The sequence below is a fragment of the Pseudorhodoferax soli genome (genome assembly GCF_003337555.1).
GTDB lineage: Bacteria > Pseudomonadota > Gammaproteobacteria > Burkholderiales > Burkholderiaceae_C > Pseudorhodoferax > Pseudorhodoferax soli.
This window is the reverse complement of record NZ_QPJK01000001.1, coordinates 514284-540662: the sequence shown is the minus strand read 5'-3', so window position 1 is coordinate 540662 and position 26379 is coordinate 514284. Positions and strand designations below refer to the sequence as shown.

Below are 26379 nucleotides of genomic sequence, written 5' to 3'. Positions count from 1 at the left end.
GTCCGCAGTCTGAATCGGAAAAACGCGCATTCTACCCAGCCGGTCTGGCTGGGAAGGGGTCAGAGCCGGTGCCGCACCGGGAGTTCCGCAGGCTGTTCACGCACCGCCGCGATGCGCTGGACGAAGCGCGGATGCTCTTCCAGGAAGCCGTCTTCATAGGCCACGACCCGCAGTCCGGCGGCCGCCTGCAGCAGCTCACCCGGTCGCAGCAGGAACTCGGGCCGCGCCGGCCGGCCGACGCTCTCGTTGCCCAGCGCGAAGGTCTCGTAGACCAGCACGCCGCCCGGGCCGACGGCAGCCACGGCATCGGCCAGGCGCGGGCGCCACAGGTAGTTGGTGACGACCACGGCGTCGAACTGGCGGCCCGCCAGCGGCCAGGGGCCGTCCTCCAGCTCGGCCCGCAGCACCTCGGCGCCCGCTGCGGCCAGCGGCGCCAGGCTGGCCAGCGCCTCGGGCGAGCGGTCGACCGCCGTCACGCTGAAGCCTTGCGCGTGCAGCCAGTAGGCATGGCGGCCCGGGCCGCAGGCCAGGTCCAGCACCCGGCCACCGGGGCGCACCAGCTGCGCCCAGCGCTGCACCCAGGCGGATGGCGGGTGGAGCGGCGCGGGGGGGCCGACGGTGCTCAAAAGCAGGCCCAGACCTGGTTGGCCAGCCCGACCATGAACTCGGGCTGCAGGTACAGCATGAACACGCCGCCCAAGGCCGCCAGCGCGGCGGCCCAGCCCAGGAGCCGGAGCGTGTTCATGTGGCCTTCAGCGCCGCGCCGCGCTGGATTGCAGCTTCCTTGACCGGCAGGTTCACGAGGCCGGCGAACACGCCGAGCGCGATCGTGATCATCCAGACCACGTCGTAGCTGCCGGTGCGGTCGTAGAGGTAGCCGCCCAGCCACACGCCCAGGAAGGAGCCGATCTGGTGCGAGAAGAACACGAAGCCGCCCAGCATCGACAGATGCTGGATGCCGAAGATCGAGGCCACGGCGGCCGTGGTCGGCGGCACGGTGGACAGCCACAGCAGGCCCATGGTGGCGGCGAACAGGTACACGCTCGTGGGTGTGAGCGGCGCCATCACGAACACGGTGATGACCACGGCGCGTGCGAAGTAGATGAAGGACAGGATGTTCTTCTTCGGCATGCGCTGGCCCAGCGTGCCCGCGATGTAGGTGCCGAACACGTTGAACAGGCCGACCAATGCCAGCGCATAGCTGGCCACCTGGGGCGACAGCCCGTGGTCCTTGAGGTAGCTGGGCAGGTGCACGCCGATGAAGACGACCTGGAAGCCGCAGACGAAGTAGCCCGCCATGAGCAACTGGAAGCTGGGGTACTTGAAGGCTTCCGTCAGCGCCTGGCCGATGCTCTGGTCGCGCTTGGCGGGCGTGCTGCCGGAGAAACCGGGTTCGCGCAACGCGAACGCCAGCGGCACGATCAGCAGCGCGGCGGCGCCCAGGATCACCAGCGCCTCCTGCCAGCCGAAGCGCGCGATCAGGAAGCCCTCCACCGGCACCATCAGGAACTGGCCGAACGAGCCCGCGGCGGCCGCGATGCCCATCGCCCAGGAGCGCCGTTCGGCCGACACGTTGCGCCCGATCACGCCGAAGATCACCGCGTACGTGGTGCCGGCCTGGGCCATGCCGAGCAGCACGCCGGTGGTCAGCGAGAACATCAGCGGCGTGGTGGCGTGCGCCATGCCGACCAGGCCCGCCGCATAGAGCGCCGCGCAGACCAGCAGCACACGGAAGGCGCCGAAGCGGTCGGCCGCCATGCCCGCGAAGATGCCGGCGATGCCCCACGAGATGTTCTGCACCGCGATGGCCAGCGCGAAGGCCTCGCGCGTCCAGTCGTTGGCCTGCGTGATGGGCTGCAGCCACAGGCCGAAGCCGTGGCGAATACCCATGGACAGCGTCACGATCAGGCCGCCGCAGATCAGGATGCGGGCGAGCGGAAGGGTTGTCTTCGTTGTACTTGTCATGGGCGCGCACTGTAGTGAATTTGCTTGACCCTTGCCGTCGCCCAGGCGCTCCGTCTGTAATTGCATCCAGTGATGCCAATGGACGACCCTACAATCCCGCGCCATGGCAACCCAACCCTCCGCTAAGGCACAGCCACAGTACGGCGAAGCCTCCATCCGAGTTCTGAAAGGCCTGGAGCCCGTCAAGCAGCGGCCCGGCATGTACACGCGCACCGACAACCCGCTGCACGTGGTCCAGGAAGTGCTGGACAACGCGGCCGACGAGGCGCTCGCCGGCCATGGCAAGCGCATCCGCGTCACGCTGTTCGCCGATGGCTCCGTCGGCATCGACGATGACGGCCGCGGCATCCCCTTCGGCATGCACCCCGAAGAGAAGGCGCCCGTCATCGAACTGGTCTTCACACGCCTGCACGCGGGCGGCAAGTTCGACAAGGGCAAGGGCGGCGCCTACAGCTTCTCGGGCGGCCTGCACGGTGTCGGCGTGTCCGTCACCAACGCACTGGCCAAGCGGCTGGAGGTGACGAGCCACCGCGAAGGCCAGGTGGCCCGCCTGGTGTTCGCCGATGGCGACGTGGCCGAGCCGCTGGTGCTGCGCAAGGCCGGCGAGGGCGACCGGCGCACCGGCACCTCGGTGCGCGTGTGGCCCGACGCCAAGTACTTCGACAGCGACGCCCTGCCCATGCAGGAGCTGGCCCACCTGCTGCGCAGCAAGGCCGTGCTGATGCCCGGCGTCACCGTCTCGCTGACGGTCGAGAAGACCCGGGACAGCCAGACCTGGCAGTACAAGGGCGGCCTCACCGACTACCTCTCGCAGACGCTCAACGCCGACCCCGTGATCCCGCTGTTCGAGGGCGAGGGCTATGCCGACAGCAACGAGACCTTCGCCGAGGGCGAGGGCGCGCAGTGGTCGGTGGCCTTCACCGAGGACGGCCATGTGGTGCGCGAGAGCTATGTCAACCTCATCCCGACCAGTGCCGGTGGCACGCACGAGGCCGGCCTGCGCGAGGGCCTGTTCACGGCCGTCAAGAGCTTCATCGAACTGCACTCGCTGCTGCCCAAGGGCGTCAAGCTGCTGCCCGAGGACGTGTTCGCGCGCGCCAGCTATGTGCTGTCGGCCAAGGTGCTGGACCCGCAGTTCCAGGGCCAGATCAAGGAGCGGCTGAACTCGCGCGACGCCGTGCGCCTGGTGGCCAGCTTCGTGCGCCCGGCGCTCGAGCTGTGGCTGAACCAGCATGTGGACTACGGCAAGAAGCTGGCCGAACTGGCCATCCGCGCCGCACAGACGCGCCAGCGCGCCGGCCAGAAGGTCGAGAAGCGCAAGGGCTCGGGCGTGGCCGTGCTGCCCGGCAAGCTGACCGACTGCGAGAGCCGCGACATCTCGCACAACGAGGTGTTCCTGGTCGAGGGCGATTCGGCCGGCGGCAGCGCCAAGATGGGCCGCGACAAGGAATGCCAGGCGGTGCTGCCGCTGCGCGGCAAGGTGCTGAACACCTGGGAGGTCGAGCGCGACCGGCTGTTCGCCAACACCGAGATCCACGATATCTCGGTCGCCGTCGGCGTGGACCCGCACGGCCCCAACGACAGCCCGGACATGTCGGGCCTGCGCTACGGCAAGATCTGCATCCTGGCCGACGCCGACGTGGACGGCTCGCACATCCAGGTGTTGCTGCTCACGCTGTTCTTTCGCCACTTCCCCAAGCTGATCGAGGCCGGCCACGTGTTCGTGGCGCGCCCGCCGCTGTTCCGCGTCGATGCACCGGCCCGCGGCAAGAAGCCGGCGTCCAAGACCTACGCGTTGGACGCTGGCGAATTGACCGCCATCCTCGATAAACTGCGCAAGGAAGGCGTACGCGAGGGCAGCTGGACCATCAGCCGGTTCAAGGGCCTGGGCGAGATGAGTGCGGAGCAGCTGTGGGACACCACGCTCAACCCCGACACGCGGCGCCTGCTGCCGGTGCAGCTCGGGGCCGTGGACTTCACGGGCACCGAGCAGCTGATCACCAAGCTCATGGGCAAGGGCGAAGCCGCATCCCGTCGCGAGTTGATGGAATTGCATGGCGACGCAGTCGAGGTGGACATCTGATGACACGCGCACGACGGAACTGGAAGGCACTGCTGGCGACCCTGGCCCTGGCGACCACGCTGTGGCCGGCACTGTCGCACGCGGATGTCTGGGGTTTCATCGATGCGCGTGGCGTGGCCCATTTCGCAAGCACCCAGGTCGACGAGCGCTACGCACTGTTCTACAAGGGTGACGACAGCTTCGACACCCGAAGCGGCATCGGCGCCTTCAACCCGCCGGCCGAGGAACGGCCCGCGCTGCCGCTCAAGCTGCAGAACTTCTTCGAAGTCTCGCCGACCTACAAACAGGTCTTGCCGCATCTGCGCGCGGCCGCGGCCCGGCACGGCATCGAGATCGAGCTGCTGCAGGCGCTGATCGTGGCCGAGTCGGGTTTCGACCGGACGGCCGTCTCGCCCAAGGGCGCCGTCGGCCTCATGCAGATCATGCCGGCCACCGCCGAGCGCTACGGCGTGGTGGGCGACGCGAAAGCGCCGATCGAGACCAAGCTCACCGACCCCAAGACCAACATCGGCATCGGCACGCGCTACCTGCGCTTCCTGCTCGACCTGTTCCCGGGCCAGCTCGACCTGGCGCTGGCCTCCTACAACGCCGGCGAAGGCGCCGTGCAGAAGGCCGGCAACCGGATCCCGAACTACAAGGAAACGCAGGACTACGTGCGCACCGTCACCCGGCTCTACCAGGGGCTCAAGCCGCCTGCGGAAAGCCGTCGGCTGCAGGTGCCGCAGCACCGCGTGCGCGTGGAACTGCGCGGCCGCGCCCCCGTGGGCGACGCCACCACGCAGCTCGCGCAACAGCCCTGATGTCCTGAGCCGGCCCGCGCCGGCGACTTCGGCGGCAGTCGGTCTGCCGCACGCCTTTCTTCTTGCAACATGACAGATTCTTCGATCCTGGACGATTCCAACCTGCCCCCGCAGGGGCCCGGCACGGGCGGTCCCGCCGATGGCGAGGGCGACGACGCGCTCGACCTGGGCCGCTACGCCCAGCGCGCCTACCTCGAATACGCGATGAGCGTGGTCAAGGGCCGTGCGCTGCCCGACGTCTGCGACGGCCAGAAGCCGGTGCAGCGCCGCATCCTGTATTCCATGTCGCGCATGGGCCTGGGCTTCGGCGGTGCCAACGGCACGGTCGGCGCCAAGCCCGTCAAGAGCGCGCGCGTGGTCGGCGACGTGCTCGGCCGATTCCACCCGCACGGCGACCAGGCCGCCTACGACGCGCTGGTGCGCATGGCGCAGGACTTCAGCCAGCGCTACCCGCTGATCGATGGCCAGGGCAACTTCGGCAGCCGCGACGGCGACGGCGCGGCGGCCATGCGCTACACCGAGGCGCGGCTGGCGCGCATCACGCGCTTGCTCCTGGAAGAGATCGACGAAGGCACGGTCGACTTCGTGCCCAACTACGACGGCTCGACGGAGGAGCCGCGCCAGCTGCCCGCGCGCCTGCCGTTCACGCTGCTGAACGGCGCGAGCGGCATCGCGGTGGGCTTGGCCACCGAGATCCCGAGCCACAACCTGCGCGAGGTGGCCGACGCCTGCGTGGCGCTGATCAAGAACCCCAAGATCAGCGACGAGGAACTGCTGCAGATCCTGCCCGGCCCCGACTACGCGGGCGGTGGCCAGATCATCAGCGCGGCCAGCGACATTGCCGACGCCTACCGCACCGGCCGGGGCTCGCTCAAGGTGCGCGCGCGCTGGAAGATCGAGGAACTCGCGCGCGGCCAGTGGCAACTGGTGGTGACCGAGCTGCCGCCCGGCGTCAGCAACCAGCGCGTGCTGGAGGAGATCGAGGCGCTGACCAATCCGCAGGTCAAGGCCGGCAAGAAGACGCTGAGCCAGGAGCAGCAGCAGCTCAAGGCCAGCATGCTGGCCGTGCTCGACGTGGTGCGCGACGAATCCAGCAAGGACGCCGCCGTGCGCCTGGTGTTCGAGCCCAAGACCAGCCGCATCGCCCAGCCTGAACTGATCGGTGCGCTCCTGGCCCACACCAGCCTGGAAACCAGCGCGCCCATCAACCTGACCGGCGTGGGCCTGGACGGCCGGCCTGTGCAGAAGTCGCTGCGCCAACTGCTCGAAGAGTGGGTCGCCTTCCGCCAGACCACGGTGCAGCGGCGCTCCCAGTTCCGGCTGGACAAGGTGCTGGACCGCATCCACATCCTCGAAGGCCGGCAGCTGGTGCTGCTCAACATCGACGAAGTCATCGCCATCATCCGCCAGTCGGACGATCCGAAGGCCGCGCTGATCGCGCGCTTCAACCTCTCCGACCGGCAGGCCGAGGACATCCTGGAGATCCGGCTGCGCCAATTGGCGCGGCTCGAAGCCATCAAGATCGAGCAGGAGCTCAAGGAACTGCGCGAGGAGCAGGGCCGGCTCGAGGACATCCTGGCCAACCCGGCCTCCCTGCGCCGCCTCATGGTCAAGGAGATCGAGGCCGACGCCAAGACCTTCGCCGACGCCCGCCGCACGCTGATCCAGGCCGAGAAGCGCGCCGTGGCCGAGGTGCGCGTCGTCGACGAACCCGTCACCGTGGTCGTTTCGCAGAAGGGCTGGGTGCGGGCGCAGAAGGGCTGGGCCAGGGACCGGGCCACGCCCGCCGAGTACAGCTTCAAGTCGGGCGACACCTTGTACGCGGCCTTCGAGTGCCGCAGCGTGGACCATTTGCTGGTGTTCGGCAGCAACGGCCGCATCTACACCGTGGCGGTGTCGGCGCTGCCGGGTGCGCGCGGCGACGGCACGCCGTGCAGCTCGCTGATCGAACTGGAAAGCGGCACGCAGCTCGCGCATTTCTTCGCCGGCCCGGCCAGCGCCCAGCTGCTGCTGTCGAGCTCGGGCGGCTATGGTTTCCTGGCGACGGTGGAGAGCATGCTGTCGCGCCAGCGCGGCGGCAAGAGCTTCGTCAGCGTGGGCGAGGGCGAGTCGCTGTGCCGGCCTTCGCATGCCTCCGGCGTGGCCCAGGGTCTCACGCTGGCCCCGGCCACGCACGTGGCCTGCGCCTCTACCGGCGGCCGCATCCTGACCTTCGAGATCGCCGAACTCAAGGCGATGGAGAAGGGCGGCCGCGGCCTCATGCTGATGGACCTCGAACCCAAGGATGCACTGGCCGGTGCGGTGGCCTATACGCGCAGCATCCGCATCGAGGGCATCGGCCGCGGCGGCAAGGCGCGCGAGGAGCAGCTGGAGATCCGCTCGCTCAACAACGCGCGCGCGCTGCGTGGCCGCAAGGGCAAGAGCACGGACCTGGGCTTCAAGCCCGTGACGGTTCTCCGCGTCGAGTAAGCAGCCGCGGCCGGTGCAGGCCGCGGCCCGTCCAGCAGGGACTCAGGCCCCGATCACGCCACCGTCCACGCGGCGGATCACCACGGTGGCCGAGCGCGGCCGGTTGGCGCCCTTGTCCGGCCAGTTCGAAAAGCGCGTGGGCGCTTGCGGGTCGCTGCGCTCGCTCGGGCTCTCGCCCGGGTGCTGGATGTTGATGAACATGGTGCGGCCGTCCGGGGTGCCGGTGGCGCCCGTGATCTCGCAGCCGGCCGGGCCCGTCAGGAAGCGCCGGATCTGGCCCGTGGCCGGGTCGGCCGCCAGCATCATGTTGTGCGCCAGGCCGGCCAGTTCGCCCTTGCCCATGGCCGAGGTCGACATGTCGGTCTGGATCCACAGCACGCCGCGCGCATCGACCCACAGCCCGTCGGGGCAGGCGAAGGCATCGCCCTGCACATTGCCCTTGGCCTCGGCGCGCTCGTTGAGCGGGTCGCCGGCCAGCACGAAGTGGTTCCACTGGAACGCCAGGCCGTCGTGGTCGCCGTCTTCCTTCCAGCGGATGATGTGCCCCATGCCGTTGTTGGCCCGCGGGTTGGCCGCATCCACGCCCGGCTGGTCCTTGCCGGCGCGGTTGCTGTTGTTGGTCAGCGTGCAGTAGACCCAGCCTTGCCTGTCCACTGCGATCCATTCGGGCCGGTCCATCTTCGTCGCGCCCAGGCGGTCGCTGGCCTGGCGGCTCTTGATGAGCACCTCGCCCTGGTCGGCGAAGCCGTTGGCGGCGGTCAATGCGCCTTCGCCATGGGTCAGCGCGATCCAGCGGCCGCGGCCGTCGGCGTCGAAGCGCGCCACGTACAGCGTGCCGGTGTCGAGCAGCGTGGCGTTGGCAGCGGCGCCGCCGCTCTGGATGCGGCCGGCGCTCACGAACTTGTAGATGTACTCGAAGCGCGAGTCCTCGCCCATGTAGACCACGGCACGGCCGTCGCGCGTGACGGCCACGGTGGCGCCCTCGTGCGCTGCGCGGCCCAGGGCCGTGCGCTTGACGGGCGTGCTGCTCGGGTTGGACGGGTCGATCTCGACCACCCAGCCGTGGCGGTTGGGCTCGTTCGGGTGCTTGCCGGCGTCGAAGCGCTCGTCGTGCTCGTGCCAGCGGTAGCCGGCCGGGTCGCCCTTGCGCAGGCCCCAGCGTGCCTGGTGGGCGTCGGGCTGGTCCGGGCCCTTGAAGTAGTTGATGAAGTTCTCTTCGCAGGTCAGGTAGGTGCCCCAGGGCGTGATGCCGCTGCCGCAGTTGTTGAAGGTGCCCAGCACGCGCCGGCCGCTGGGGTCGGCAGCCGTCTTGAGCATGGCGTGGCCGGCGGCCGGCCCAGTCACTGCCATGGGCGTGCGCGCCGTGATGCGGCGGGCCCAGGGCGATGGCTGCACCACACGCCAAAGGCCGTCCGCGAGAGCGACCTCGCAGACGCTGACGCCATGGGCGGCCTGGGCCTTGCGCACCTTCTCGGCCGTCCAGCTGGCCATGCCGCCCGCGTGCAGCAGGCCGTCGTCGGTGTACTCGTGGTTCATGACCAGGAGGCCCGAGGTCGCGCTCTGCGCGTAGAAGTGGATGCCGTCGTGGTGCATGCCGAACTGCGCCTCCTGCTCGGCCGCGCTGTTGGTGGCGTCGGCCTTGTAGGCAGGCATCTCACCCGACAGACCGACTGGGTCGCCCCAGGGCGCGATCACCTGGGCGGTGTAGCCCTCGGGCACGGTGATGGTGTCGGCGTTGGAGATCGGCAGGCCCTTGAACCCGAGCGCCGTGCCCGTGGCACCGCCGCCGGTGGTGGCGCAGCCCGCAAGGCCCAGGCCGGCCAGGGGGGCGAGAAAGGCCGAGGCCGCCGCGCCGCGCAGCAGCGTGCGGCGCGAGGGCTGGCTGACGTCGTGGATGCTGGGGTTGGGACAGCGGTTGCTGTCCTCCATCGTGGAGAAGTCCTTCGGCATGGTGTTCTGGGGTGTGGTGGGAAACCCCGGAACACTGCCCGGTCACGGTGACGCTCTGGTGACAGTCACACGGCGCGCGTGATGCCGCCGTCGATGCGGATGTTCTGGCCCGTGATGTAGCCGGATTTGTCTCCCGCCAGGAAGGCGATCAGCTCGCCCACTTCTTCCGACGTGCCATAGCGGCCCATGGGGATGCGCGCGCGCCGCTCCTCTTTCTCGGGCAGGCTGTCGATGTAGCCCGGCAGCACGTTGTTCATGCGGATGCCGTCGGCCGCATAGCGGTCGGCATAGAGCTTGGCGAAACTGGCCAGGCCGGCGCGGAACACGCCGGACGTCGGGAACGCGGCCTCGGGCTCGAAGGTGGCGTAGGTCGAGATGTTGACGATGGAGCCGCCTTGTTGCTGCTGCATCTGCGGCGTCACCAGCCGCGCGATGCGCACCACGTTGAGCAGGTAGAACTCCATGCCCAGGTGCCAGTCGGCGTCCGTGATGGCCAGCAGATCGCCCTTGGGGCCGTGGCCGGCGCTGTTGACCACGGCGTCGATGCGGCCCCAGCGCGCCAGCGTGGCATCGACGAGGCGGCCGAGGTCGGCGTCGGACTGGTTGGAGCCCGTCACGCCGATACCGCCGAGTTCGGCCGCCAGTGCCTCGCCCTTGCCGGACGAGGACAGGATGGCGACGCCATAGCCCGCCGCTGCCAGCGCACGCGCCGCGGCTGCGCCCATGCCGCTGCCGCCAGCAGTCACGATGGCTGTGCGCTGGGTCATTCCACCTCCGCGATCAGCTCGATCTCGACGCAGGAGCCCATCGGGATCTGCGCCACGCCGAAGGCGCTGCGCGCATGCGCGCCGGCCGGGCCGAACAGTTCGCCCAGCAGTTCGCTGCAGCCGTTGGTGACCAGATGCTGCTCGGTGAAATCGGGGGTGGAGTTCACCAGGCTCATGAGCTTGACGATGCGCTTGACCTTGGACAGGTCGCCCGTGGCCGCCTGCAATGTGCCCAGCAGATCGATGGCGACGGCGCGCGCGGCGGCCTTGCCTTCCTCGGTCGTCACGTTCTTGCCGAGTTGGCCGACCCAGACCTTGCCATCCTTCTTGGCCAGGTGGCCCGACAGGAACACCAGCTTGCCGGTCTGCACGAAGGGCACGTAGGCTGCGGCCGGGGTGGACACGGGAGGCAGTTCGATGCCCAGTTGTTTCAGTTTGTCGTGGATGCTCATGGGTTCACTCCTGATGTTGGCTTTGGCTTTGGCTTTGGCTTTGGCTTTGGCTTTGGCTTTGGCTCTGGCTCTGGCTCTGGCTCTGGCTCGGGCTCGGGCTCGGGCTCGGGCTCGGGCCGTCGCCTTCGGCCTCGCCTGGTTCCGGCAGGGGGGCCACCGTCACGCCCACGTGCAGGATGTGGCGGGCCCCGCCATGGATGACGCCGCGCATCGGCGAGACGTCGGAAAAGTCGCGGCCCACGGCCAGCGTCACATAGTCTTCGCCGGGCGCGCGGTCGTTGGTCGGGTCGAAGTCGTACCAGCCATCGTGGTCCGCCACGTCGGGCACGTACAGCGAGACCCAGGCGTGCGATGCGTCGGCGCCGACCAGCCGTGGCTGGCCGGGAGGCGGCTGCGTGAGCAGGTAGCCCGACACGTAGCGCGCCGGCAGGCCCAGCATGCGCAGGCAGGCCACCATGATGTGGGCGAAATCCTGGCACACGCCCTTGCGCTGAGCCAGGGCTTCGACCGCCGGGGTATTGATCTCGGTGCTCTCCGACGCGTACTCGAAATCGCGGTGGATGCGCCGCATCAGGTCGTCGGCAGCCGCCAGCAGCGGCGCGCCCGGTGTGAAGCTGGGCCGCACATAGTCCATGAAATCGGCATGGCGCGGCACGTAGGGCGAGGGGAACAGGTACTCGGACGCGGCGTCGTAGGCGCTGCCGGCGCGGTAGCGGAAGCGGTCGCGCACCTGTTCCCAGCCGAGCGGGCTGGCCGGGCGCAGCGGCACCTGCGTCTCGACGACGCTGTCGGCCACCACGCGCAGTTCATCGTGGCCGGTCTGCAGGGCGAAGAAGCTGCGCATGTTGCCGAACACGTCGCGGCCCGTGCGCAGTTCGTCCGGTTCGGGCGTGACCACCAGGCGGTGCTGCAACAGCCGCTGGCTGGCCGTGTCGCGCGGCTGCAGGTGCGCGACATGCTGTGCCGTTTCCACGGCAGGCGTGTAGTCGTAGCGCGTCTCGTGGATGACTTGCAGTCGCATGCGTCTGCCCTTAGGCACCCACACTGGTCTTGGCGTCGCGCGAGTGCGTGAAGTAGATGGCGCCGACGGCGTCGGAGATGTCGTAGGCCGACTGCACGCAGCCTTCCAGCCGCTTGAGCAGGTCGGCGTGCTTGCCTTCCCCATCGACGGCGCAGATCTCCTCGAGCGACCAGCGGGCAGGCTGCAGCACCTCGCGCGCCAGCGGTGTGTCCTGCACCTTGGCCTCGCCCGCCAGCTTGGCCAGGCGGCCGGCCAGCGTGTGGGCGACCCAGCCGAGCGAACGCGGGTTGTCGCGGTCCAGCACCAGCAGGTCGAGCAAGGCCGGCAGTTCACGGCCCTGCTGGTATTGGGAGTGGAAGGTGATGCTGCTGTCGAAGAGCGAGAGCACGGACTCGAAGCCGCCGGTGGTTGCGGTGGCGCCGCTGGACAGCGCACGCGCCAGGGCGGAGGACAGGAAGCCCAGCCGCTCCACATGCCGGCCGATGGACAGCAGCCGCCAGCCGTCGTCGCGCGTCATGCGGTCGGTCTGCGCGCCGGTCATGGCGGCGGTGGCGGTGCTGGTGGTTTCCAGCAGGCGCATCGCCTCCAGCGCGGAGAAGTCGCCGCTGCGCGTGGCTTCGGTGCAGCGCGCCAGCAGGTCTTCCTCGGCCTGCACGATGACGTTCCAGTGCTCCTGCGAGAGCCGCTCGCGCACGGCCGAGGCGGCAAAGCGCGTGGACCGCAGGTTGTAGCCCACGCTCTGCACCTTCTCGGTGTCGCCCAGGCCGGCGATCAGCGAGCGCTCGAACACCCGGCGCGCCTGAATGGGCGAGGGCACGGCCGGCAGCACCAGCGCGAAGCTCTTGCACATGTCGTACAGCCAGGCCAACAGCGGCGCCAGCGATTGGTCCTCGCCGTTCAGTGCAGACAGCGTCACGCGCGCCAGCCGCAGCGTGTTCTCCGAGCGCTCGGCGTAGCGGCCGAGCCAGAACAGGTTTTCCGCAGCGCGGCTGGTGACCAGGCGCCGGCGGCGCACCACGGCCGCGGGCGACTGCTGCTGGTGCAGCAGCGTGGTGCGGTCGACCTCGCCCTCGGTGCGCACCCAGACATCGGCGCTGCTGCCGCCGCGCTGCATGGAGGCGATGCTGTGGTGCGCGCTGACCATCCGTGCCAGGCCACCGGGCAGCACACGCCAGGAACGTGGGCCGTCGGACACCGCGAACACGCGCAACATGACCGAGCGCGGTGCGATGCGCGGCGGGTAGCCCGCGCCACTGCTCCAGGTCGGCATCTGCGACAGCGGCATGTAGGTCTGCACGGTGTGCTCGTCGCCCTGGCGCACGATGCGGCCCGCCCATTCGTCGAGCTGGCGGCGCGACAGCGCGTTGCCCAGCACGGCATCGAACGGCACCGACCCACCGCTGTCGCCATAGGTGGGCTTGATCACGCAGCGGGCCAGGTCGGGCAGGGCGGCTTCCATGGCGGCACGCTCGCCGCACCACCAGGTCGGAACGGCCGGCAGTTGCAACTCCTCGCCCAGCAGGTGCCGCGCCAGCGCCGGCAAAAAGCCCAGCAGCGCGGGCGATTCCAGGAAGGCCGAGCCCGGTGCATTGGCCACCAGCACGTTGCCGGCGCGGATGGCCTGCAGCAAGCCGGGTACGCCCAGGCGCGAATCGGGCCGCAGCTCCAGCGGGTCGAGGTACTGGTCGTCCAGCCGTTTGATGAGGCCGTGCACGGGCTCCAGGCCCTTGAGCGTGCGCAGGTACAGGTGCTGGTCGCGCACCGTGAGATCGCTGCCCTCGACCAGCGTGATGCCCAGGTAGCGTGCCAGGTAGGCCTGCTCGAAGTAGGTCTCGTTGTAGGGGCCGGGCGTCAGCAGCGCGATGTGGGCATCGGCCCCGGCCGGGCTCATGCGCTTGATGCCCTCCACCATGGCGCTGTAGGTGGCGGCCAGGCGTTGCACGTGCAGCGACTCGAAGGCCTCTGGAAACAGCCGCGAGATCGCCAGCCGGTTTTCCAGCAGGTAGCCCAGGCCCGAGGGTGCCTGGGTGCGCTGCGAGACCACCCACCAGTTGCCGTCTGCGCCATGGGCGAGGTCGTAGGCCGTGATGTGCAGGTGCGTGCCGGCCAGCGGCTCGCAGCCGTGCATGGCGCGCAGGTAGCCCGGGTGGCCCTGCACCAGGGCAGGCGGCAGCAGGCCCTTGGCCAAGAGGCGCTGCGGGCCGTACACATCGGCCATGACGCTGTCGAGCACGCGCACGCGCTGCAGCACGCCGGCCTCGATCTGGCGCCAGCTGTCTGGGCTGACCAGCATGGGGAACAGGTCCAGCGACCAGGGCCGCTGCGGGTTGGCGGCGTCGGCGTAGACGTTGTAGGTGACGCCGTTGTCGCGCAGTTGGCGGCGCATCAGCGCGGTGCGGCGCTCCAGGTCGGCGAAGCCGTCGCGCCCCAGCAGCTCGAAGAAGGCGGTCCAGTCGGCCGTCAGCGGCGGCCGGGCCGCGTTGTCGCGCCCGGCGCTGTCCCCGGCCGGGCGCACCCGGCCGCGCAGCTCGTCGTAGTGGCCGGGCATGGCCGGCCGGGCCAGCGAAGACGCGAGCCCGGCTGGGCTTTCCTGTCCCTGCCCGTCGAAAAGGTTGTTGCTTGCTTGGTCCACGTCAGCGGCATTGTCACATCCCGGTCACCGCCGGGATGCTGCATACACGCCACAGTCGCCGGTGGCCCCGCGTTCAGCGGCGCAGGTCCAGCGTGAACGGGAACTCGCGGCTGCCGGGAACGTTGATGGTGGCGGGGGGCACCACCATCGTGCCCGGCGTATGGCCGAGGGGGAAGAAGCGCGACAGGCGCCGGCTTTCGGCCTCGTACGAGTTGACCGGGAAGGTGTCGTAGTTGCGGCCACCCGGGTGCGCCACGTGGTACTGGCAGCCGCCCAGCGAGCGCTTCATCCAGGTGTCGACGATGTCGAACACCAACGGCGTGTGCACGCCGATGGTAGGGTGCAGCGCCGACGGTGGGTTCCAGGCGCGGTAGCGCACGCCGGAGACGTACTCGCCTTTCACGCCGGTGGGCTGCATGGCCAGCGCGCGGCCGTTGCAGGTGACGACGTAGCGGCTCTCGTTGAGGCCGGTCACGCGCACCTCGATGCGTTCCAGGGAGGAATCGACATAGCGCGCGGTGCCGCCGGGCGCACCTTCCTCGCCCATCACGTGCCAGGGCTCCAGCGCATTGCGCAGCGTGAGTTCGATGCTGTGGGTCTGCACCTGGCCGACGATGGGGAAGCGGAATTCCAGGTGCGGCGCGAACCAGGAACTGTCGAACGCGTAGCCGGCTTCGCGCATCTCGCGAATCACATCGTCGAAGTCCATCTTGACGAAGGTCGGCAGCAGGAAGCGGTCGTGCAGTTCGGTGCCCCAGCGCGTGGCGGGCGCCTGGTAGGGCGCGTTCCAGAAGCGGGCGATCAACGCGCGCAGCAGCAGCTGCTGGGCGATGCTCATGCGGGCGTGGGGCGGCATCTCGAATGCGCGCAGTTCCAGCAGGCCCAGGCGGCCGGTGCTGGTGTCGGGCGAGTACATCTTGTCGATGCAGAACTCGCTGCGGTGGGTGTTGCCCGTCACGTCGATCAGCACGTTGCGCAGCGTGCGGTCCACCAGCCAGGGCGGCATGTCCTGCCCGTAGACCTCGCGGTTGCGCGTGATCTCGCGCAGCGCGATCTCCAGCTCGTAGAGCTGGTCGTTGCGGGCTTCGTCCACGCGCGGTGCCTGGCTGGTCGGGCCGATGAACATGCCCGAGAACAGGTAGGACAGCGAGGGGTGGTTGTGCCAGTACAGCAGCAGGCTGGCCAGCAGCTCGGGCCGGCGCAGGAAGGGGCTGTCTGCCGGTGTGGCGCCGCCCAGCACGAAGTGGTTGCCGCCGCCGGTGCCGGTGTGGCGGCCGTCGGTCATGAACTTTTCGGCCGACAGGCGCGTCTCGAACGCGGCCTGGTACAGGAACTCGGTGTGCTGGACCAGGTCGCCCCAGTTGTGCGCCGGGTGGATGTTGACCTCGATCACGCCGGGATCGGGCGTGACCTGCAGCATCTTCAGGCGTGCGTCGCGCGGCGGCGGATAGCCTTCCAGCACGATCTTCACGCCGAGCTCCTCGGCCGTGGCCTCGACGGCGGCCAGCAGGTCCAGGTAGTCTTCCAGCCGCGCCAGTGGCGGCATGAACACGTAGAGGTGGCCGGACTTGGTGCCGACGCGCTCGGCCTTGGGGCCGCTGGCACGGCGCGGGTCGCGCGCCTCCACGCACAGCGCGGTGCGGGTGATCCAGTGCGCCGACTCGAAGCGGTCCGGGCTGCGCAGGAAGCTGGCCGGCTCGGTCTGCAGGGTGTCCGCGGCGGCGGCCTCGCCCAGGCGGCGGTCCTGCAGCTTGCGGGCGGCTTCGGCGGGGCGGTCGGCCGTGCTGACGAAGCGGGCCGGGTCGGCGCTGGCAGGGGCTGCAGCTGCAGCGGCGGATGCGGCATGGGCCGCGCCGGCGCTGCCGTGGCCCTGCGCTCCCAGGGCTGCCGCATAGCTGGCGCGCAGGGCTTCACCGGCCGGCAGCGGGCCGCGCGGGTCCATCGGGTCGCGCTCGTGGAAGTAGGGGTACTCGCCCTTGCTGACCCAGGGCAGCGAATCGAGCGGCAGGCGGTAGCCCATCGGCGAGTCGCCCGGCATCAGGTACATGCGCTCGTCGCGGAAGAACCAGGGGCCAGTGGTCCAGCGGTTGCCTGCCACGCTGGGGCCTTCACCCACCTGCAGCGGCAGCACGTAACCGATCACGGCATCGAGCTTCTGCTCGAACACGCGGCGCAGCCGGGCGCGTTCGAGCTCGTCGTCCAGCCGCGTGTCGAACGGATCGACGTTGACAGGCAGCCGGCGCTCGCGCCACAGGTAGTAGAAAACATCCTCGTAGCCGGGCTCGATGAAGCTGTCGGCCAGGTTCAGCTTGGAGGCCAGCAGCGACGTGAAACGGCGCGCGTCCTCGCTGCTGTAGTCAGCGGCGTCGCGCTCGTCGGCGAACAGCGCCGGGTTGCGCCAGCTCGGCTGGCCATCGGCACGCCAGAAGATCGACAGCGCCCAGCGCGGCAGTTGCTCGCCCGGATACCACTTGCCCTGGCCGAAGTGCAGGAAGCCGCCACGGCCGTACTCGTCGCGCAGCTTGTGCACGAGCTCGGTGGCGTAGCCACGCTTGGTCGGGCCCAGCGCGTCGGTGTTCCACTCGGCTGCGTCGCGGTCGCTGGTGGCCACGAAGGTGGGTTCTCCGCCCATGGTCAGGCGCACGTCGCCGGCCACCAGTTCGGCATCGACCTGCTGGCCCAGGGCCAGCACCTGCGCCCATTGCTCCTCGGTGTAGGGCTTGGTCACGCGCGGCGATTCGTAGATGCGCGAGATGCCCATGTGGTGCTCGAACGTCACCTCGGCGTCGTCCACCAGGCCTTCGATGGGCGCGGCGCCCGAGGGCTGCGGCGTGCAGGCCAGCGGGATGTGGCCCTCGCCGGCCAACAGGCCAGAGGTGGCGTCCAGGCCGATCCAGCCCGCACCGGGCAGGTAGACCTCGCACCAGGCGTGCAGGTCGGTGAAGTCGTGGTCGGTGCCGCTCGGGCCGTCGAGGGCCTTCACGTCGGGCGTGAGCTGGATCAGGTAGCCCGAGACGAAGCGCGCCGCCAGGCCGCAGCGGCGCAGCAGCTGCACCAGCAGCCAGCCCGAGTCGCGGCACGAGCCGCTGGCCGCCGTCAGCGTCTCCTCGGGCGTCTGCACGCCGGGCTCCATGCGGATCAGATAGCGGATGTCGCTGGCCACCTGCTGGTTGATCTTGACCAGGAAATCGATGGTGCGCTGCTCGCTGCGGTCGATCTTGGTCAGGTACTCGGCGACGAGCGGCGTGACCGGGTCGAGCGCGAGATAGGGCGCCAGCTCTTCCTTGACCTCTTCGCTGTAGGCGAACGGGAAATTCTCGGCCGCCGGCTCCAGGAAGAAGTCGAACGGGTTGTAGACGGCCATCTCCACGACGAGGTCGACCGTGACCTTGAACTCGGTCGTTTTTTCCGGGAACACCAGGCGCGCCTGGTAGTTCGCGAACGGATCCTGCTGCCAATTGACGAAATGGTTGGCGGGCTCGACCTTCAGCGAATACGCAATGATGTTGCTGCGGCAATGCGGTGCTGGCCGCAGACGGATCACTTGCGGCCCCAACTGCACGGGGCGGTCATAGCGGTAGTGGGAGATGTGGTTCAGCGCTGCGTGTGTGGACATCTGTGTCTCTTGCTCTGGATGTAACGACCATGGCCCTCGCGACCGGTGCCGGATACTAGCAAGAGACGAGCCAGTGGCCAGCACTTGGCAGTCGAGTGAGGGCATATGACCGAAGAGGCGGTGGAGGCGTCACGGACCGGCCCCTGGCTGGCCAGCTGCATCGGTTGCGTGCTCGGCACCGCCGCACAGCTGCAGCAGCCCGGGCTGTGGGTGGCCTGGCCCTACGCCGGGCTGTGCCTGCTCGGGTGCATGCTGGGCTGGTTCGGTTGGCGCTTTCGGCGGTGGACCGCGCCGCTGCTGGCTGTGCTGGGCGCGGCGGCACTGGGCTTCGGCTCGGTGGGCCTGCGTGCGCTGGCATTCGAAGCGCAGGCATTGCCGCCTGCACTGGAAGGGCGCGACCTGCTGCTCACGGGCCGCGTGGCCGCCATGCCGCAGCCCGGCGACCTGGTCCTGCGCCTGCTGCTGGACGTGGAGGCGGCAGAGCTGGACGGCGCGGCCGTGCGCGTGCCGCCGCGCGTGGAGCTCTCCTGGTACCGCGGCAGCCTGGACGGTGTGCCGCAGCGTGCTGTGGATCTGCTGGCCGGCGACCGCTGGTCGCTGCAGGCGCGGCTGCGTGCACCGCACGGCCAGCGCAATCCCCATGGCTTCGACTACGAACTCTGGCAGTGGGAGCGTGGCGTGCAGGCCACAGGCTACGTCAGAGCAGGGCCGAAGGACGCGGCGCCGCAGCTGCTGGAGCGCGGCTGGCGGCATCCCGTCGAACGTGCACGCCAGGCCATGCGCAGCGCCATCTTCGCGCGCATCGCCGAGCCGGCACGGGCCGGCGTGGTCGCCGCGCTGGCCATGGGCGACCAGGGCGCGGTGGAACGGGCCGACTGGGATCTGTTTCGCGCCACGGGCGTCAGCCATCTGCTCAGCGTGTCGGGCCTGCACGTGACGATGTTCGCCTGGCTCGCCACGGCGCTGGTCGGCTGGGGCTGGCGGCGGCTGGACCGGCTGGGTTGGGCCGCGAGCCTGTGGTGCCCGGCCCCGCATGCGGGCCTGGTGGGCGGCGTGGCGCTGGCCGCGGCCTACGCCTTGTTCAGCGGCTGGGGCGTGCCGGCGCAGCGCACGCTCGTGATGCTTGCGGCGGTTGCGCTGCTGCGCCTGGCGGGCCGGCAGTGGCCCTGGTCGCTGGTCTGGGCCCTGGCCGGGCTCGCGGTGCTGGTGCTCGATCCGTGGGCGCTGCTGCAGGCCGGGTTCTGGCTCAGCTTCGTCGCGGTCGGCGTGCTGTTCGCCAGCGATGCGGGGCCAATGGCGCAGGGCGCATGGGCGCGCGTGCAGCGCCTGCTCCGCGAGCAGGCCATCGTGACGGTGGCGCTGGCGCCGCTGTCGCTGATGCTGTTCCAGCAGATCTCGCTCGTGGGGCTGGTGGCCAACCTGCTGGCCATTCCATGGGTCACCCTGGTGCTGACGCCGCTCGCGCTGTTGGGCGTTGCCTTCGCGCCGCTGTGGGACCTGGCAGCCATGGCCACCAGCGCGATGCTGACCGTGCTCGGCTGGCTCGCGCAATGGCCGCTGGCCAGCCTCTCGCACGCGGCCGTGCCCTTGCCGCTCGGCGCCGCGGCCTTGCTGGGCGCGGTGCTGCTGGTCCTGCGGCTGCCGCTGGGTGTTCGGCTGCTGGGCCTGCCGCTGCTGCTGCCGGCTTTGTTCTGGCAGCCGGCGCGGCCAGTGCCGGGTGCGTTCGACCTGCTGGCCGCCGACATCGGGCAAGGCAATGCCGTGCTGGTGCGCACGGCCCGCCACAGCCTGCTGTTCGACACCGGCCCGCGCCATGGGCAGGACAGCGATGTCGGCCACCGCGTGCTGGTGCCGCTGCTGCGGGCGCTGGGCGAGCGGCTCGACACCGTGGTCGTGAGCCATGCCGACAGCGACCACAGCGGCGGTGCCGCGACCGTGCTGGCAGCCCAGCCGCAGGCTGTGCTGCTGGCCTCCTTGCCCGAAGGCCATGCCCTCGCGGCCCGCCATCCCGTGACGCCTTGCGTGGCCGGGCAGCAGTGGGAGTGGGATGGCGTGCGCTTCGAGGTGCTGCATCCACCCGCGGGCGCCGCCCGCGATGCCAAGCCAAACACCGTCAGCTGCGTGCTGCGTGTGGCAGCGCAGGGGCGCGCCGTGTTGCTGGCCGGTGACATCGAGCACGCGCAGGAGCAGCAGCTGGTGGCCAGCGGCGCTGTGTTGCAGGCCGACCTGCTGCTGGTGCCCCACCACGGCAGCAAAACCTCGTCCAGCACAGCGCTGCTGCGTGCGGTGGCGCCGCGCCTCGCTTTGGTGCAGGCGGGCTACCGCAACCGTTTCGGCCATCCCGCGCCCGAGGTCGTCCAGCGCCTGCAGGCGCATGGCGCCAACGTGGTGGGCTCGCCTGCCTGCGGTGCGGCGCAGTGGCGCAGCGACGACCCCGGGCATGTGGACTGCGCGCGGGCCCAGCAGCCGCGCTACTGGTACCACCAGCCGTGAAGGTTTTTTTTTAAAGCCGCGTCCGGCGCCGCCCGTCTCTGGCTTGCAACTTGCTATTCTCCGTACAGGAGATTGGTCCCATGCAGAAATTTGACGAGATGTATACCAAGCTCCCCTACGAGTTCTTCTCGAAGGGTGAGCAGATCCGGGATCACTACAAGATCTACGACGCCTGGCTGGCGCGCCAACCTGGCGACATGATGGCCAAGCGCCGGGCCGAGGCCGAGATGATCTTTCGTCGTGTCGGCATCACCTTCGCGGTGTACGGCGCGAAGGACGAGGACGGTTCGGGCACCGAACGCCTGATTCCCTTCGATCTGATCCCGCGCATCATCCCGGCGGCCGAATGGGCGTCGATGGAGAAAGGCCTGGTGCAGCGCGTGACGGCGCTGAACCGCTTCATCCACGACGTCTACCACGACCAGGAGATCATCAAGGCCGGCCTGATCCCCAAGGAACAGATCGTCAACAACGCGCAGTTCCGCCCCGAGATGGTGGGTGTGGACGTGCCCAACAACGTGTACTCGCACATTGCTGGCGTGGACATCGTGCGGGCCCCCGATGCCCAGGGCAAGGGCGAGTACTACGTGCTCGAAGACAACCTGCGCGTGCCCAGCGGGGTCAGCTACATGCTGGAAAACCGCAAGATGATGATGCGGCTGTTCCCCGACCTGTTCAGCCATCACCACGTGGCGCCGGTCGCGCACTACCCCGACCTGCTGCTCGAGACGCTGCGCGCCTCCGCGCCGCCAGCCACGCCCGATCCGACCGTCATCGTGCTGACCCCCGGCATGTACAACAGTGCCTACTTCGAGCACGCCTTCCTGGCGCAGCAGATGGGCATCGAGTTGGTCGAGGGCCAGGACCTCGTGGTCAAGGACAACTTCGTCTACATGCGCACCACGCGCGGCCCCAAGCGGGTCGACGTGATCTACCGCCGCGTGGACGACGACTTCCTCGATCCCGATGTGTTCCGCCCGACCTCGACGCTGGGCTGCGCGGGCCTGATGGAGGCCTACAAGGCTGGCAACGTGGTGATCTGCAATGCCGTGGGCACGGGCGTGGCCGACGACAAGTCGATCTACCCCTACGTGCCCAAAATGATCGAGTTCTACCTGGGCGAAAAACCCATCTTGAACAACGTGCCGACCTACATGTGCCGGCAGGCCGACGACCTCAAGTACGTGCTGGCCAATCTCAAGGATCTGGTCGTCAAGGAGGTGCACGGCGCCGGTGGCTACGGCATGCTGGTTGGCCCGGCTGCCACCAAGGCCGAGATCGAGGACTTCCGCAAGGCCGTGATCGCCAACCCCAGCGGCTACATCGCCCAGCCCACGCTGTCGCTGTCGAGCTGCCCGACCTTCGTGGAGAGCGGCATCGCGCCGCGCCACATCGACCTGCGGCCCTTCGTGCTGTCGGGCAAGGAAGTGCAGATGGTGCCGGGCGGCCTGACCCGCGTGGCACTCAAGGACGGCTCGCTGGTCGTCAACTCCTCGCAGGGCGGCGGCACCAAGGACACCTGGATCCTGGAAGACCCGGACATTCCATTCGCCACCTCTGCGCCCGGCCAACAACAATCACAAACCCAGGGGGAGTAATCCATGCTGAGCCGCACCGCCGATCACCTCTTCTGGATGTCCCGGTACACCGAGCGCGCTGAAAACACGGCCCGCATGCTGGATGTGAACTACCAGTCCTCGCTGTTGCCGCAGTCCGCCGCCGTGGCCCAGCTGGGCTGGCAGGGCCTGCTGTCGATCAGCGAACTCGGAGGGCTGTACAGCGCCAAGCACGAGAAGATCAGCTCGCGCGATGTCATGGAGTTCATGGTCAACGACGAGAGCAACCCCTCCTCCATCGTCTCCTGCTTGCGGGCCGCACGCGAGAACGCGCGCGCCGTGCGCGGCAGCCTGACCACCGAGGTCTGGGAAACTGCGAACAGCACCTGGCTGGACCTGAACCGCATGCTCAAGTCGGGCGAGTTCAAGGACGATCCGGCGCAGTTCTTCGAGTGGGTCAAGTTCCGCTCGCACCTGTCGCGCGGCGTCACGCTGGGCACCATGCTGCAGGACGAGGCCTTCTACTTCCTGCGCCTGGGCACGTTCCTGGAGCGCGCCGACAATACGGCCCGCCTGGTCGACGTGAAGTTCCACGCGGTCGAGAGTGACTTCTACGGCGCCGCCAGCGAAAAGGACCAGGAGTACGACTTCTACCACTGGAGCGCGATCCTGCGTTCGGTCTCGGCCTTCGAGGTCTACCGCAAGGTCTACCGCGACGTGATCAAGCCCGAGCGCGTGGCCGAGCTGCTGATCCTGCGTGCCGACATGCCGCGCTCGCTGCATGCCAGCCTCAACGAGGTGCTGGCCAACCTGGAGATGGTGGCCAGCGACCCGGCCAGCGAGACGCTGCGCCGCGCCGGCAAGTTGCGCGCCGACCTCAAGTTCGGCCGCATCGACGAGATCCTGGCGACTGGCCTGCATGCCTTCCTTACGCAGTTCCTGGACCGCGTGAACGAGCTGGGCAGCCACGTCAGCCGCGAGTTCCTGGTACCCGTGCAGAACTGAGCGCCCCGCTGGAGCGACAAGGCCCCGCACCCGGTCAGCCGGGGCGGGGCCTTGTGTCTTCTGGGGGGCGAGGCTCAGTCGGGGTCGAGCACGGCGCCTGCGGCATCGCCATACTTCTCGACGAACCATGCGTTGCTGGCTTGCGTGCCGGGCTTGTAGGGGCAGGCATCGCGCAGGATCTTGCGCACCTCTTGCGCGGCACGCCATCGCGCCAATGCTTGCGCGTTGGCTGCATCGGTGCCGACGGGGCGGCTGGCCAGGATGAACAGGGCCAGGCGACGATCGACTTCGAGGATGACGGTGGGCTCGGCGCGCATGCAGTTGCAATAGCAAGTCCCGGGCCGCGCCGGCTGTCTCAGGACTCCGGATGATCCCGGGGGTCGCTCTCGGGTGGATGCTGCAAGAAGGCCTGGATGACCTGCTTGGCCTCGTCCAGCCTGGCCGGTTGCGGTTCGGTCAGCGTCTGGTGCAGCAGATTGGTGAATGCCTCCAGCACCATCTGTGTGCGCTCGCTCATGCCGTGCTGCTGCGTGGCCTGGCGCACGCCGGGCGCGGCACGTGCCAGGGCCTCGTGCAGCACGGCGCGTTGCGGATGGGTCGCGGCCAGCGCGGTGGTCACCGCCGTCAGTGCCGTGACCAGGCCCAGCAACTCCTCGTTGCTGCGTTCGAGCTGTTCCAGCCGTTCTTCGATGTAGCGGGGCCCAGTTCGGCCGGTGTCAGACATGCAGTGTGGAATTCAGGGCGCAGCGCGCTCGATCAGCGCCGTGATGGCGGTGAGCACAGTGACCATCGCCAGCGCGTGCAGCACGAATGTCACGCGGACGTGCCGCCACAGCGAAGGCACGCGCGGCGGAGGCGGTGGAAAGGCGGTGGCTTTCACCAACGGCTTGTCGTGGAGGAACTCGGGGGCGCTGCGCATGGCTCGCATTCTTGGGGGAGCGGGCAAGCATCAAGGATGCCAGAACCGCTTGTCATCCACCGAACGGAGGACGTAACAGCGGGCAAGAGTGTACCTGGCCGTGGTAAGGGGGTTTCCGGCGTCGCTCGATCGTGGCATAGCATGCGGCGCATGAAAACAGGCATGAAGCAATGGGGGGCCGCCGCGGCCGTGCTGGCATTGGCAGGGTGTGCGGGCCTGGGCGAACGGCCCGGCGCGCCTGGGGCATCGGCCCTGCCTGCGACCTGCGATGCCGCTGCCGCGCAGTTCGCCGTCGGCCAGTCGTTCGGCCCGACGCTGGAGCGCGACGTGCGGGCCCGCTCGGGCGCCAGCATCGTGCGCTGGCTCAGCCCTGGCCAGGCCGTGACCATGGAGTTCAACCCGGCGCGCCTCAACCTGACGCTGGACGGCCGCAGCCGCATCACCAAGGTCGCCTGCGGCTGAACTCAGCGGGCACCGCCCAGCGCCTTGGGCGTGGGCAGCTTGGTCGGATCCTGTGGCACCTTGGTGTCGGGGCAGGCCGTCAACAGTGCCAGGGCAGCACAGGCTGTGATCAGAACGCGGCACATGGTGTCTCCTTGGGTCAGCCATCGACCGAGGCGCTCCAGCGCTCGCCCCAGCCACCCGTGGCGGCATCGAGCTCGCGGCGTTCCCGCTTGGTGGGCCGGCCGTGTTCCTGGGCCAGCGCCGGCTCGGGGGCCAGCCTGCGCTGTTCGGCCTGCTGCGCGCGCGCCTGCAGGCTCTCGGGCGTTTCTTCGTAGAGCGCCTGTGCCACTGGCGCAGGGCCGCGCTGGCCGCTGACGCCGCGCACGAGCACCGTGCGCAGCACCGGACCCTGGCGCAAGGACACGGTGTCGCCCGCCTTGACCTCGCGCGCCGGCTTCACGTCGTGGCCGTTGACCTGCACGCGGCCGCGCTCCACCTCGTCCGCCGAGAGCGTGCGCGTCTTGTAGAAGCGCGCTGCCCACAGCCACTTGTCGATGCGAATTCTGTCCATCGCGGCCCATTGTGCGCCTGCTGGATGACCGGTTTTGTAGGCCAACGGCGCACCGTCGCGGCGCGCCGGGCCGTCGTCGGTGCACCGTTACCATGCCCCGATGCCCGCCACCGAATCCGCGTTGCCGCCCGACGCCAGCAGCATGCTGGCGCTGGCCGCGCGCTCCATGTTCCACCTGTTCTCCAGCATGAGCCAGGGCATGTTCCTGGTCGACAAGGCCGGCACCATCGTCTGGGTCAACGAGGGCTACCGGCGCTTCCTGCCGGCGCTGGGCTTTTCCAGCATCGACGAATTCCAGGGCCATCCGGTCGAGGAGGTCATCCCCAACACCCAGATGCGCCGTGTGCTGGAGACCGGTGAGCCCATCCTGGTGGACCTCCTGACCAACAAGGCCGGCACGTTCGTGGTCAGCCGCATTCCGCTGCGCGAGGAAGACGGCCAGACCATCGGCGCCATCGGCATCGTGTTGTTCGACCAGCCCGAGACCACGCTCAAGCCGTTGATCGAGAAGTTCGCGCTGCTGCAGCGCGACCTGGACGACGCCCGCCGCGAGCTGGCCAGCCAGCGCAGCCGGGCCCTGCTGCATGGCGATGGCGGCTCCGGGCAGCGCCGTGCCAAGTACACCTTTGCCAGCTTCATCGGCACGAGCGCGGCGGCGTTGGAGGTCAAGCGCCACGCGCGCCGCGCGGCCCAGTCGTCCAGCCCGGTGCTGCTGCTCGGCGAGACCGGCACCGGCAAGGAACTGCTGGCCCACGCCATCCACCTGGCGTCGGCGCGCGCGCGCGGCCCGTTCGTGAGCCTGAACATCGCGGCCGTGCCCGACACCTTGCTGGAGGCCGAGTTCTTCGGCGTGGCGCCCGGTGCCTACACCGGCGCCGACCGGCGCGGGCGCGAGGGCAAGTTCAAGCTGGCCGACGGCGGCACCTTGTTCCTGGACGAGATCGGCGACATGCCGGCCGCGTTGCAGGCCAAACTGCTGCGCGCGCTGCAGGAGGGCGAGATCGAGCCGCTGGGCTCGAACCGGCTGGTGCCGTTCGATGCGCGCGTGATCGCCGCCACCTCGCGCGACCTGCCAGCGCTGGTGCGCCAGGGGCGCTTCCGTGAAGACCTGTACTACCGGCTCAACGTGCTGCCGCTCAAGCTGCCGCCGCTGCGCGAACGCCGCGGCGACATTCCGGCCCTGGTGGAGGCGCTCAGCGAAGACCTGGCCCAGCGCAGCGGCGAAGTCCCGCCGGAGCTGATGCCCGATGCGCTGGCGTTGCTGGCCGGCCAGCACTGGCGCGGCAACATCCGCGAGCTGCGCAATGTGCTCGAGCAACTGGCCATGCGCAGCGACAGCCAGCGCGTGGACGCGGCCGAGGTGCGCCGCGTGCTGGCCGAGACCGGTGTGGAGGCCATCGCCGCCGCCGCGCTGCCGCCTGCGCCCGAGGGCCAGGGCCACGCCGCGCTGCTGCGGCCCTTGGCCACGCAGGTGGCCGAACTGGAGGGGCTCGCCATCGCCGCGGCCATGGCCGAAACCGGTGGCAACAAGCTGGCGGCCGCGCGGCTGCTCGGCATCTCGCGCGCTACCCTGTATGGCCGGCTGCAGGGCGCCACGTAAAGCCCGCTTTCATCACATCTGCGGACCGTCGATCGG

22 protein-coding genes are annotated in these 26379 nt (G+C 69.4%); 8 read left to right on the top strand and 14 right to left on the bottom strand.

The window, feature by feature from the left end:
- Positions 1-59 precede the first annotated feature (59 nt).
- The 3 genes from DES41_RS02380 to DES41_RS02375 are packed head-to-tail and all read right to left on the bottom strand — an operon-like array spanning position 60 to position 1965.
- On the bottom strand, positions 60-626 hold the full coding sequence (locus DES41_RS02380; RefSeq protein WP_114465517.1) for a class I SAM-dependent methyltransferase: 567 nt from the start codon (positions 624-626) through the stop codon (positions 60-62).
- On the bottom strand, positions 623-745 hold the full coding sequence (locus DES41_RS39520) for a hypothetical protein (RefSeq protein WP_281277155.1): 123 nt from the start codon (positions 743-745) through the stop codon (positions 623-625). Before DES41_RS39520 ends, DES41_RS02380 begins: the two co-directional genes overlap by 4 nt.
- The gene (locus tag DES41_RS02375; protein ID WP_114465516.1) at positions 742-1965 is read right to left on the bottom strand and encodes an MFS transporter; all 1224 of its coding nucleotides are present in this window, start codon (positions 1963-1965) and stop codon (positions 742-744) included. Before DES41_RS02375 ends, DES41_RS39520 begins: the two co-directional genes overlap by 4 nt.
- A 103-nt stretch (positions 1966-2068) precedes the next feature.
- On the opposite strand from DES41_RS02375, the gene DES41_RS02370 reads away from it, so the two are divergent.
- The 3 genes from DES41_RS02370 to parC all read left to right on the top strand — a co-directional run bounded on the left by DES41_RS02370 (position 2069) and on the right by parC (position 7317).
- Positions 2069-4048 carry a DNA topoisomerase IV subunit B gene (locus DES41_RS02370; protein ID WP_114465514.1) on the top strand — a complete coding sequence of 660 codons (1980 nt, stop codon included), beginning with the start codon at positions 2069-2071 and terminating at the stop codon, positions 4046-4048.
- Complete coding sequence (locus DES41_RS02365) at positions 4048-4848, top strand: lytic transglycosylase domain-containing protein (protein WP_114465512.1); 801 nt, start codon at positions 4048-4050, stop codon at positions 4846-4848. Before DES41_RS02370 ends, DES41_RS02365 begins: the two co-directional genes overlap by 1 nt.
- A gap of 69 nt (positions 4849-4917) precedes the next feature.
- Positions 4918-7317, top strand: a complete 2400-nt coding sequence (parC, locus tag DES41_RS02360) for a DNA topoisomerase IV subunit A (protein WP_114465510.1) — start codon at positions 4918-4920, stop codon at positions 7315-7317.
- 42 nt (positions 7318-7359) lie between these two features.
- On the opposite strand, the gene DES41_RS02355 is transcribed toward parC, so the two are convergent.
- The 6 genes from DES41_RS02355 to DES41_RS02330 all read right to left on the bottom strand — a co-directional run bounded on the left by DES41_RS02355 (position 7360) and on the right by DES41_RS02330 (position 17755).
- Entirely contained in the window at positions 7360-9267 is a 1908-nt protein-coding gene (locus DES41_RS02355; RefSeq protein ID WP_114465508.1) for a PhoX family protein, read from the bottom strand.
- 65 nt (positions 9268-9332) lie between these two features.
- Positions 9333-10034 carry an SDR family oxidoreductase gene (locus DES41_RS02350; RefSeq protein WP_114465506.1) on the bottom strand — a complete coding sequence of 234 codons (702 nt, stop codon included), beginning with the start codon at positions 10032-10034 and terminating at the stop codon, positions 9333-9335.
- On the bottom strand, positions 10031-10486 hold the full coding sequence (locus DES41_RS02345) for a RidA family protein (RefSeq protein ID WP_114465504.1): 456 nt from the start codon (positions 10484-10486) through the stop codon (positions 10031-10033). The genes DES41_RS02350 and DES41_RS02345 overlap by 4 nt, the downstream gene beginning before the upstream one ends.
- A 4-nt stretch (positions 10487-10490) precedes the next feature.
- Positions 10491-11507, bottom strand: a complete 1017-nt coding sequence (locus DES41_RS02340; RefSeq protein WP_114465502.1) for a transglutaminase family protein — start codon at positions 11505-11507, stop codon at positions 10491-10493.
- Positions 11508-11517: 10 nt separating this feature from the next.
- Positions 11518-14139, bottom strand: a complete 2622-nt coding sequence (locus DES41_RS02335; RefSeq protein ID WP_114465501.1) for a circularly permuted type 2 ATP-grasp protein — start codon at positions 14137-14139, stop codon at positions 11518-11520.
- Between the two features lie 73 nt (positions 14140-14212).
- Entirely contained in the window at positions 14213-17755 is a 3543-nt protein-coding gene (locus DES41_RS02330) for a transglutaminase family protein (protein ID WP_114465500.1), read from the bottom strand.
- Positions 17756-17860: 105 nt separating this feature from the next.
- Here DES41_RS02330 and DES41_RS02325 point away from each other — a divergent pair, with 105 nt between their 5' ends.
- From DES41_RS02325 to DES41_RS02315, 3 genes are all read left to right on the top strand, one after another.
- Positions 17861-20248 (top strand): DNA internalization-related competence protein ComEC/Rec2, encoded by a 2388-nt coding sequence (locus DES41_RS02325; protein ID WP_114465499.1) that lies wholly within the window; start codon positions 17861-17863, stop codon positions 20246-20248.
- An 80-nt stretch (positions 20249-20328) separates the two neighbouring features.
- Positions 20329-21846, top strand: coding sequence for a circularly permuted type 2 ATP-grasp protein (locus tag DES41_RS02320; RefSeq protein WP_114465498.1), 1518 nt, complete (start codon positions 20329-20331; stop codon positions 21844-21846).
- Positions 21847-21849: 3 nt separating this feature from the next.
- Positions 21850-22809 carry an alpha-E domain-containing protein gene (locus tag DES41_RS02315; RefSeq protein WP_114465497.1) on the top strand — a complete coding sequence of 320 codons (960 nt, stop codon included), beginning with the start codon at positions 21850-21852 and terminating at the stop codon, positions 22807-22809.
- A 74-nt stretch (positions 22810-22883) separates the two neighbouring features.
- Here the strand turns inward: DES41_RS02315 and DES41_RS02310 are convergent, their stop codons facing one another.
- Genes DES41_RS02310 through DES41_RS02300 form a run of 3 tightly spaced genes read right to left on the bottom strand, consistent with a single transcriptional unit; the run spans position 22884 to position 23728 of the window.
- A complete protein-coding gene (locus tag DES41_RS02310; RefSeq protein ID WP_114465496.1) occupies positions 22884-23126 on the bottom strand; it encodes a hypothetical protein in 243 nt (80 codons plus the stop codon).
- A 38-nt stretch (positions 23127-23164) separates the two neighbouring features.
- Positions 23165-23533: a hypothetical protein gene (locus tag DES41_RS02305; RefSeq protein WP_114465495.1), complete on the bottom strand. Its 369-nt coding sequence runs from the start codon at positions 23531-23533 to the stop codon at positions 23165-23167.
- Between the two features lie 12 nt (positions 23534-23545).
- Entirely contained in the window at positions 23546-23728 is a 183-nt protein-coding gene (locus DES41_RS02300) for a hypothetical protein (RefSeq protein ID WP_114465494.1), read from the bottom strand.
- 162 nt (positions 23729-23890) lie between these two features.
- Here DES41_RS02300 and DES41_RS02295 point away from each other — a divergent pair, with 162 nt between their 5' ends.
- Complete coding sequence (locus tag DES41_RS02295) at positions 23891-24190, top strand: I78 family peptidase inhibitor (protein ID WP_245965543.1); 300 nt, start codon at positions 23891-23893, stop codon at positions 24188-24190.
- A 2-nt stretch (positions 24191-24192) separates the two neighbouring features.
- On the opposite strand, the gene DES41_RS39515 is transcribed toward DES41_RS02295, so the two are convergent.
- A complete protein-coding gene (locus DES41_RS39515; protein ID WP_281277154.1) occupies positions 24193-24315 on the bottom strand; it encodes a hypothetical protein in 123 nt (40 codons plus the stop codon).
- 14 nt (positions 24316-24329) lie between these two features.
- Positions 24330-24743, bottom strand: a complete 414-nt coding sequence (locus tag DES41_RS02290) for an RNA-binding S4 domain-containing protein (protein ID WP_114465492.1) — start codon at positions 24741-24743, stop codon at positions 24330-24332.
- A gap of 100 nt (positions 24744-24843) precedes the next feature.
- Here DES41_RS02290 and DES41_RS02285 point away from each other — a divergent pair, with 100 nt between their 5' ends.
- Positions 24844-26343 (top strand): sigma-54 interaction domain-containing protein, encoded by a 1500-nt coding sequence (locus DES41_RS02285; protein WP_114465491.1) that lies wholly within the window; start codon positions 24844-24846, stop codon positions 26341-26343.
- The last annotated feature ends 36 nt before the right edge of the window (positions 26344-26379 follow it).

Excerpts from the sequence above, each read along its gene's own strand:
- DES41_RS02290 (WP_114465492.1), bottom strand. The coding sequence starts at position 24,743 with ATGGACAGAATTCGCATCGACAAGTGGCTGTGGGCAGCGCGCTTCTAC.
- DES41_RS02350 (WP_114465506.1), bottom strand. The coding sequence starts at position 10,034 with ATGACCCAGCGCACAGCCATCGTGACTGCTGGCGGCAGCGGCATGGGC.
- DES41_RS02375 (WP_114465516.1), bottom strand. The coding sequence starts at position 1,965 with ATGACAAGTACAACGAAGACAACCCTTCCGCTCGCCCGCATCCTGATC.
- DES41_RS02365 (WP_114465512.1), top strand. The coding sequence starts at position 4,048 with ATGACACGCGCACGACGGAACTGGAAGGCACTGCTGGCGACCCTGGCC.
- DES41_RS02325 (WP_114465499.1), top strand. The coding sequence starts at position 17,861 with ATGACCGAAGAGGCGGTGGAGGCGTCACGGACCGGCCCCTGGCTGGCC.
- DES41_RS39515 (WP_281277154.1), bottom strand. The coding sequence starts at position 24,315 with ATGTGCCGCGTTCTGATCACAGCCTGTGCTGCCCTGGCACTGTTGACG.
- DES41_RS39520 (WP_281277155.1), bottom strand. The coding sequence starts at position 745 with ATGAACACGCTCCGGCTCCTGGGCTGGGCCGCCGCGCTGGCGGCCTTG.
- DES41_RS02305 (WP_114465495.1), bottom strand. The coding sequence starts at position 23,533 with ATGTCTGACACCGGCCGAACTGGGCCCCGCTACATCGAAGAACGGCTG.
- DES41_RS02340 (WP_114465502.1), bottom strand. The coding sequence starts at position 11,507 with ATGCGACTGCAAGTCATCCACGAGACGCGCTACGACTACACGCCTGCC.
- DES41_RS02330 (WP_114465500.1), bottom strand. The coding sequence starts at position 17,755 with ATGTCCACACACGCAGCGCTGAACCACATCTCCCACTACCGCTATGAC.
- DES41_RS02310 (WP_114465496.1), bottom strand. The coding sequence starts at position 23,126 with ATGCGCGCCGAGCCCACCGTCATCCTCGAAGTCGATCGTCGCCTGGCC.
- DES41_RS02285 (WP_114465491.1), top strand. The coding sequence starts at position 24,844 with ATGCCCGCCACCGAATCCGCGTTGCCGCCCGACGCCAGCAGCATGCTG.
- DES41_RS02345 (WP_114465504.1), bottom strand. The coding sequence starts at position 10,486 with ATGAGCATCCACGACAAACTGAAACAACTGGGCATCGAACTGCCTCCC.
- DES41_RS02320 (WP_114465498.1), top strand. The coding sequence starts at position 20,329 with ATGCAGAAATTTGACGAGATGTATACCAAGCTCCCCTACGAGTTCTTC.
- parC (WP_114465510.1), top strand. The coding sequence starts at position 4,918 with ATGACAGATTCTTCGATCCTGGACGATTCCAACCTGCCCCCGCAGGGG.
- DES41_RS02370 (WP_114465514.1), top strand. The coding sequence starts at position 2,069 with ATGGCAACCCAACCCTCCGCTAAGGCACAGCCACAGTACGGCGAAGCC.
- DES41_RS02355 (WP_114465508.1), bottom strand. The coding sequence starts at position 9,267 with ATGCCGAAGGACTTCTCCACGATGGAGGACAGCAACCGCTGTCCCAAC.
- DES41_RS02315 (WP_114465497.1), top strand. The coding sequence starts at position 21,850 with ATGCTGAGCCGCACCGCCGATCACCTCTTCTGGATGTCCCGGTACACC.
- DES41_RS02295 (WP_245965543.1), top strand. The coding sequence starts at position 23,891 with ATGAAGCAATGGGGGGCCGCCGCGGCCGTGCTGGCATTGGCAGGGTGT.
- DES41_RS02300 (WP_114465494.1), bottom strand. The coding sequence starts at position 23,728 with ATGCGCAGCGCCCCCGAGTTCCTCCACGACAAGCCGTTGGTGAAAGCC.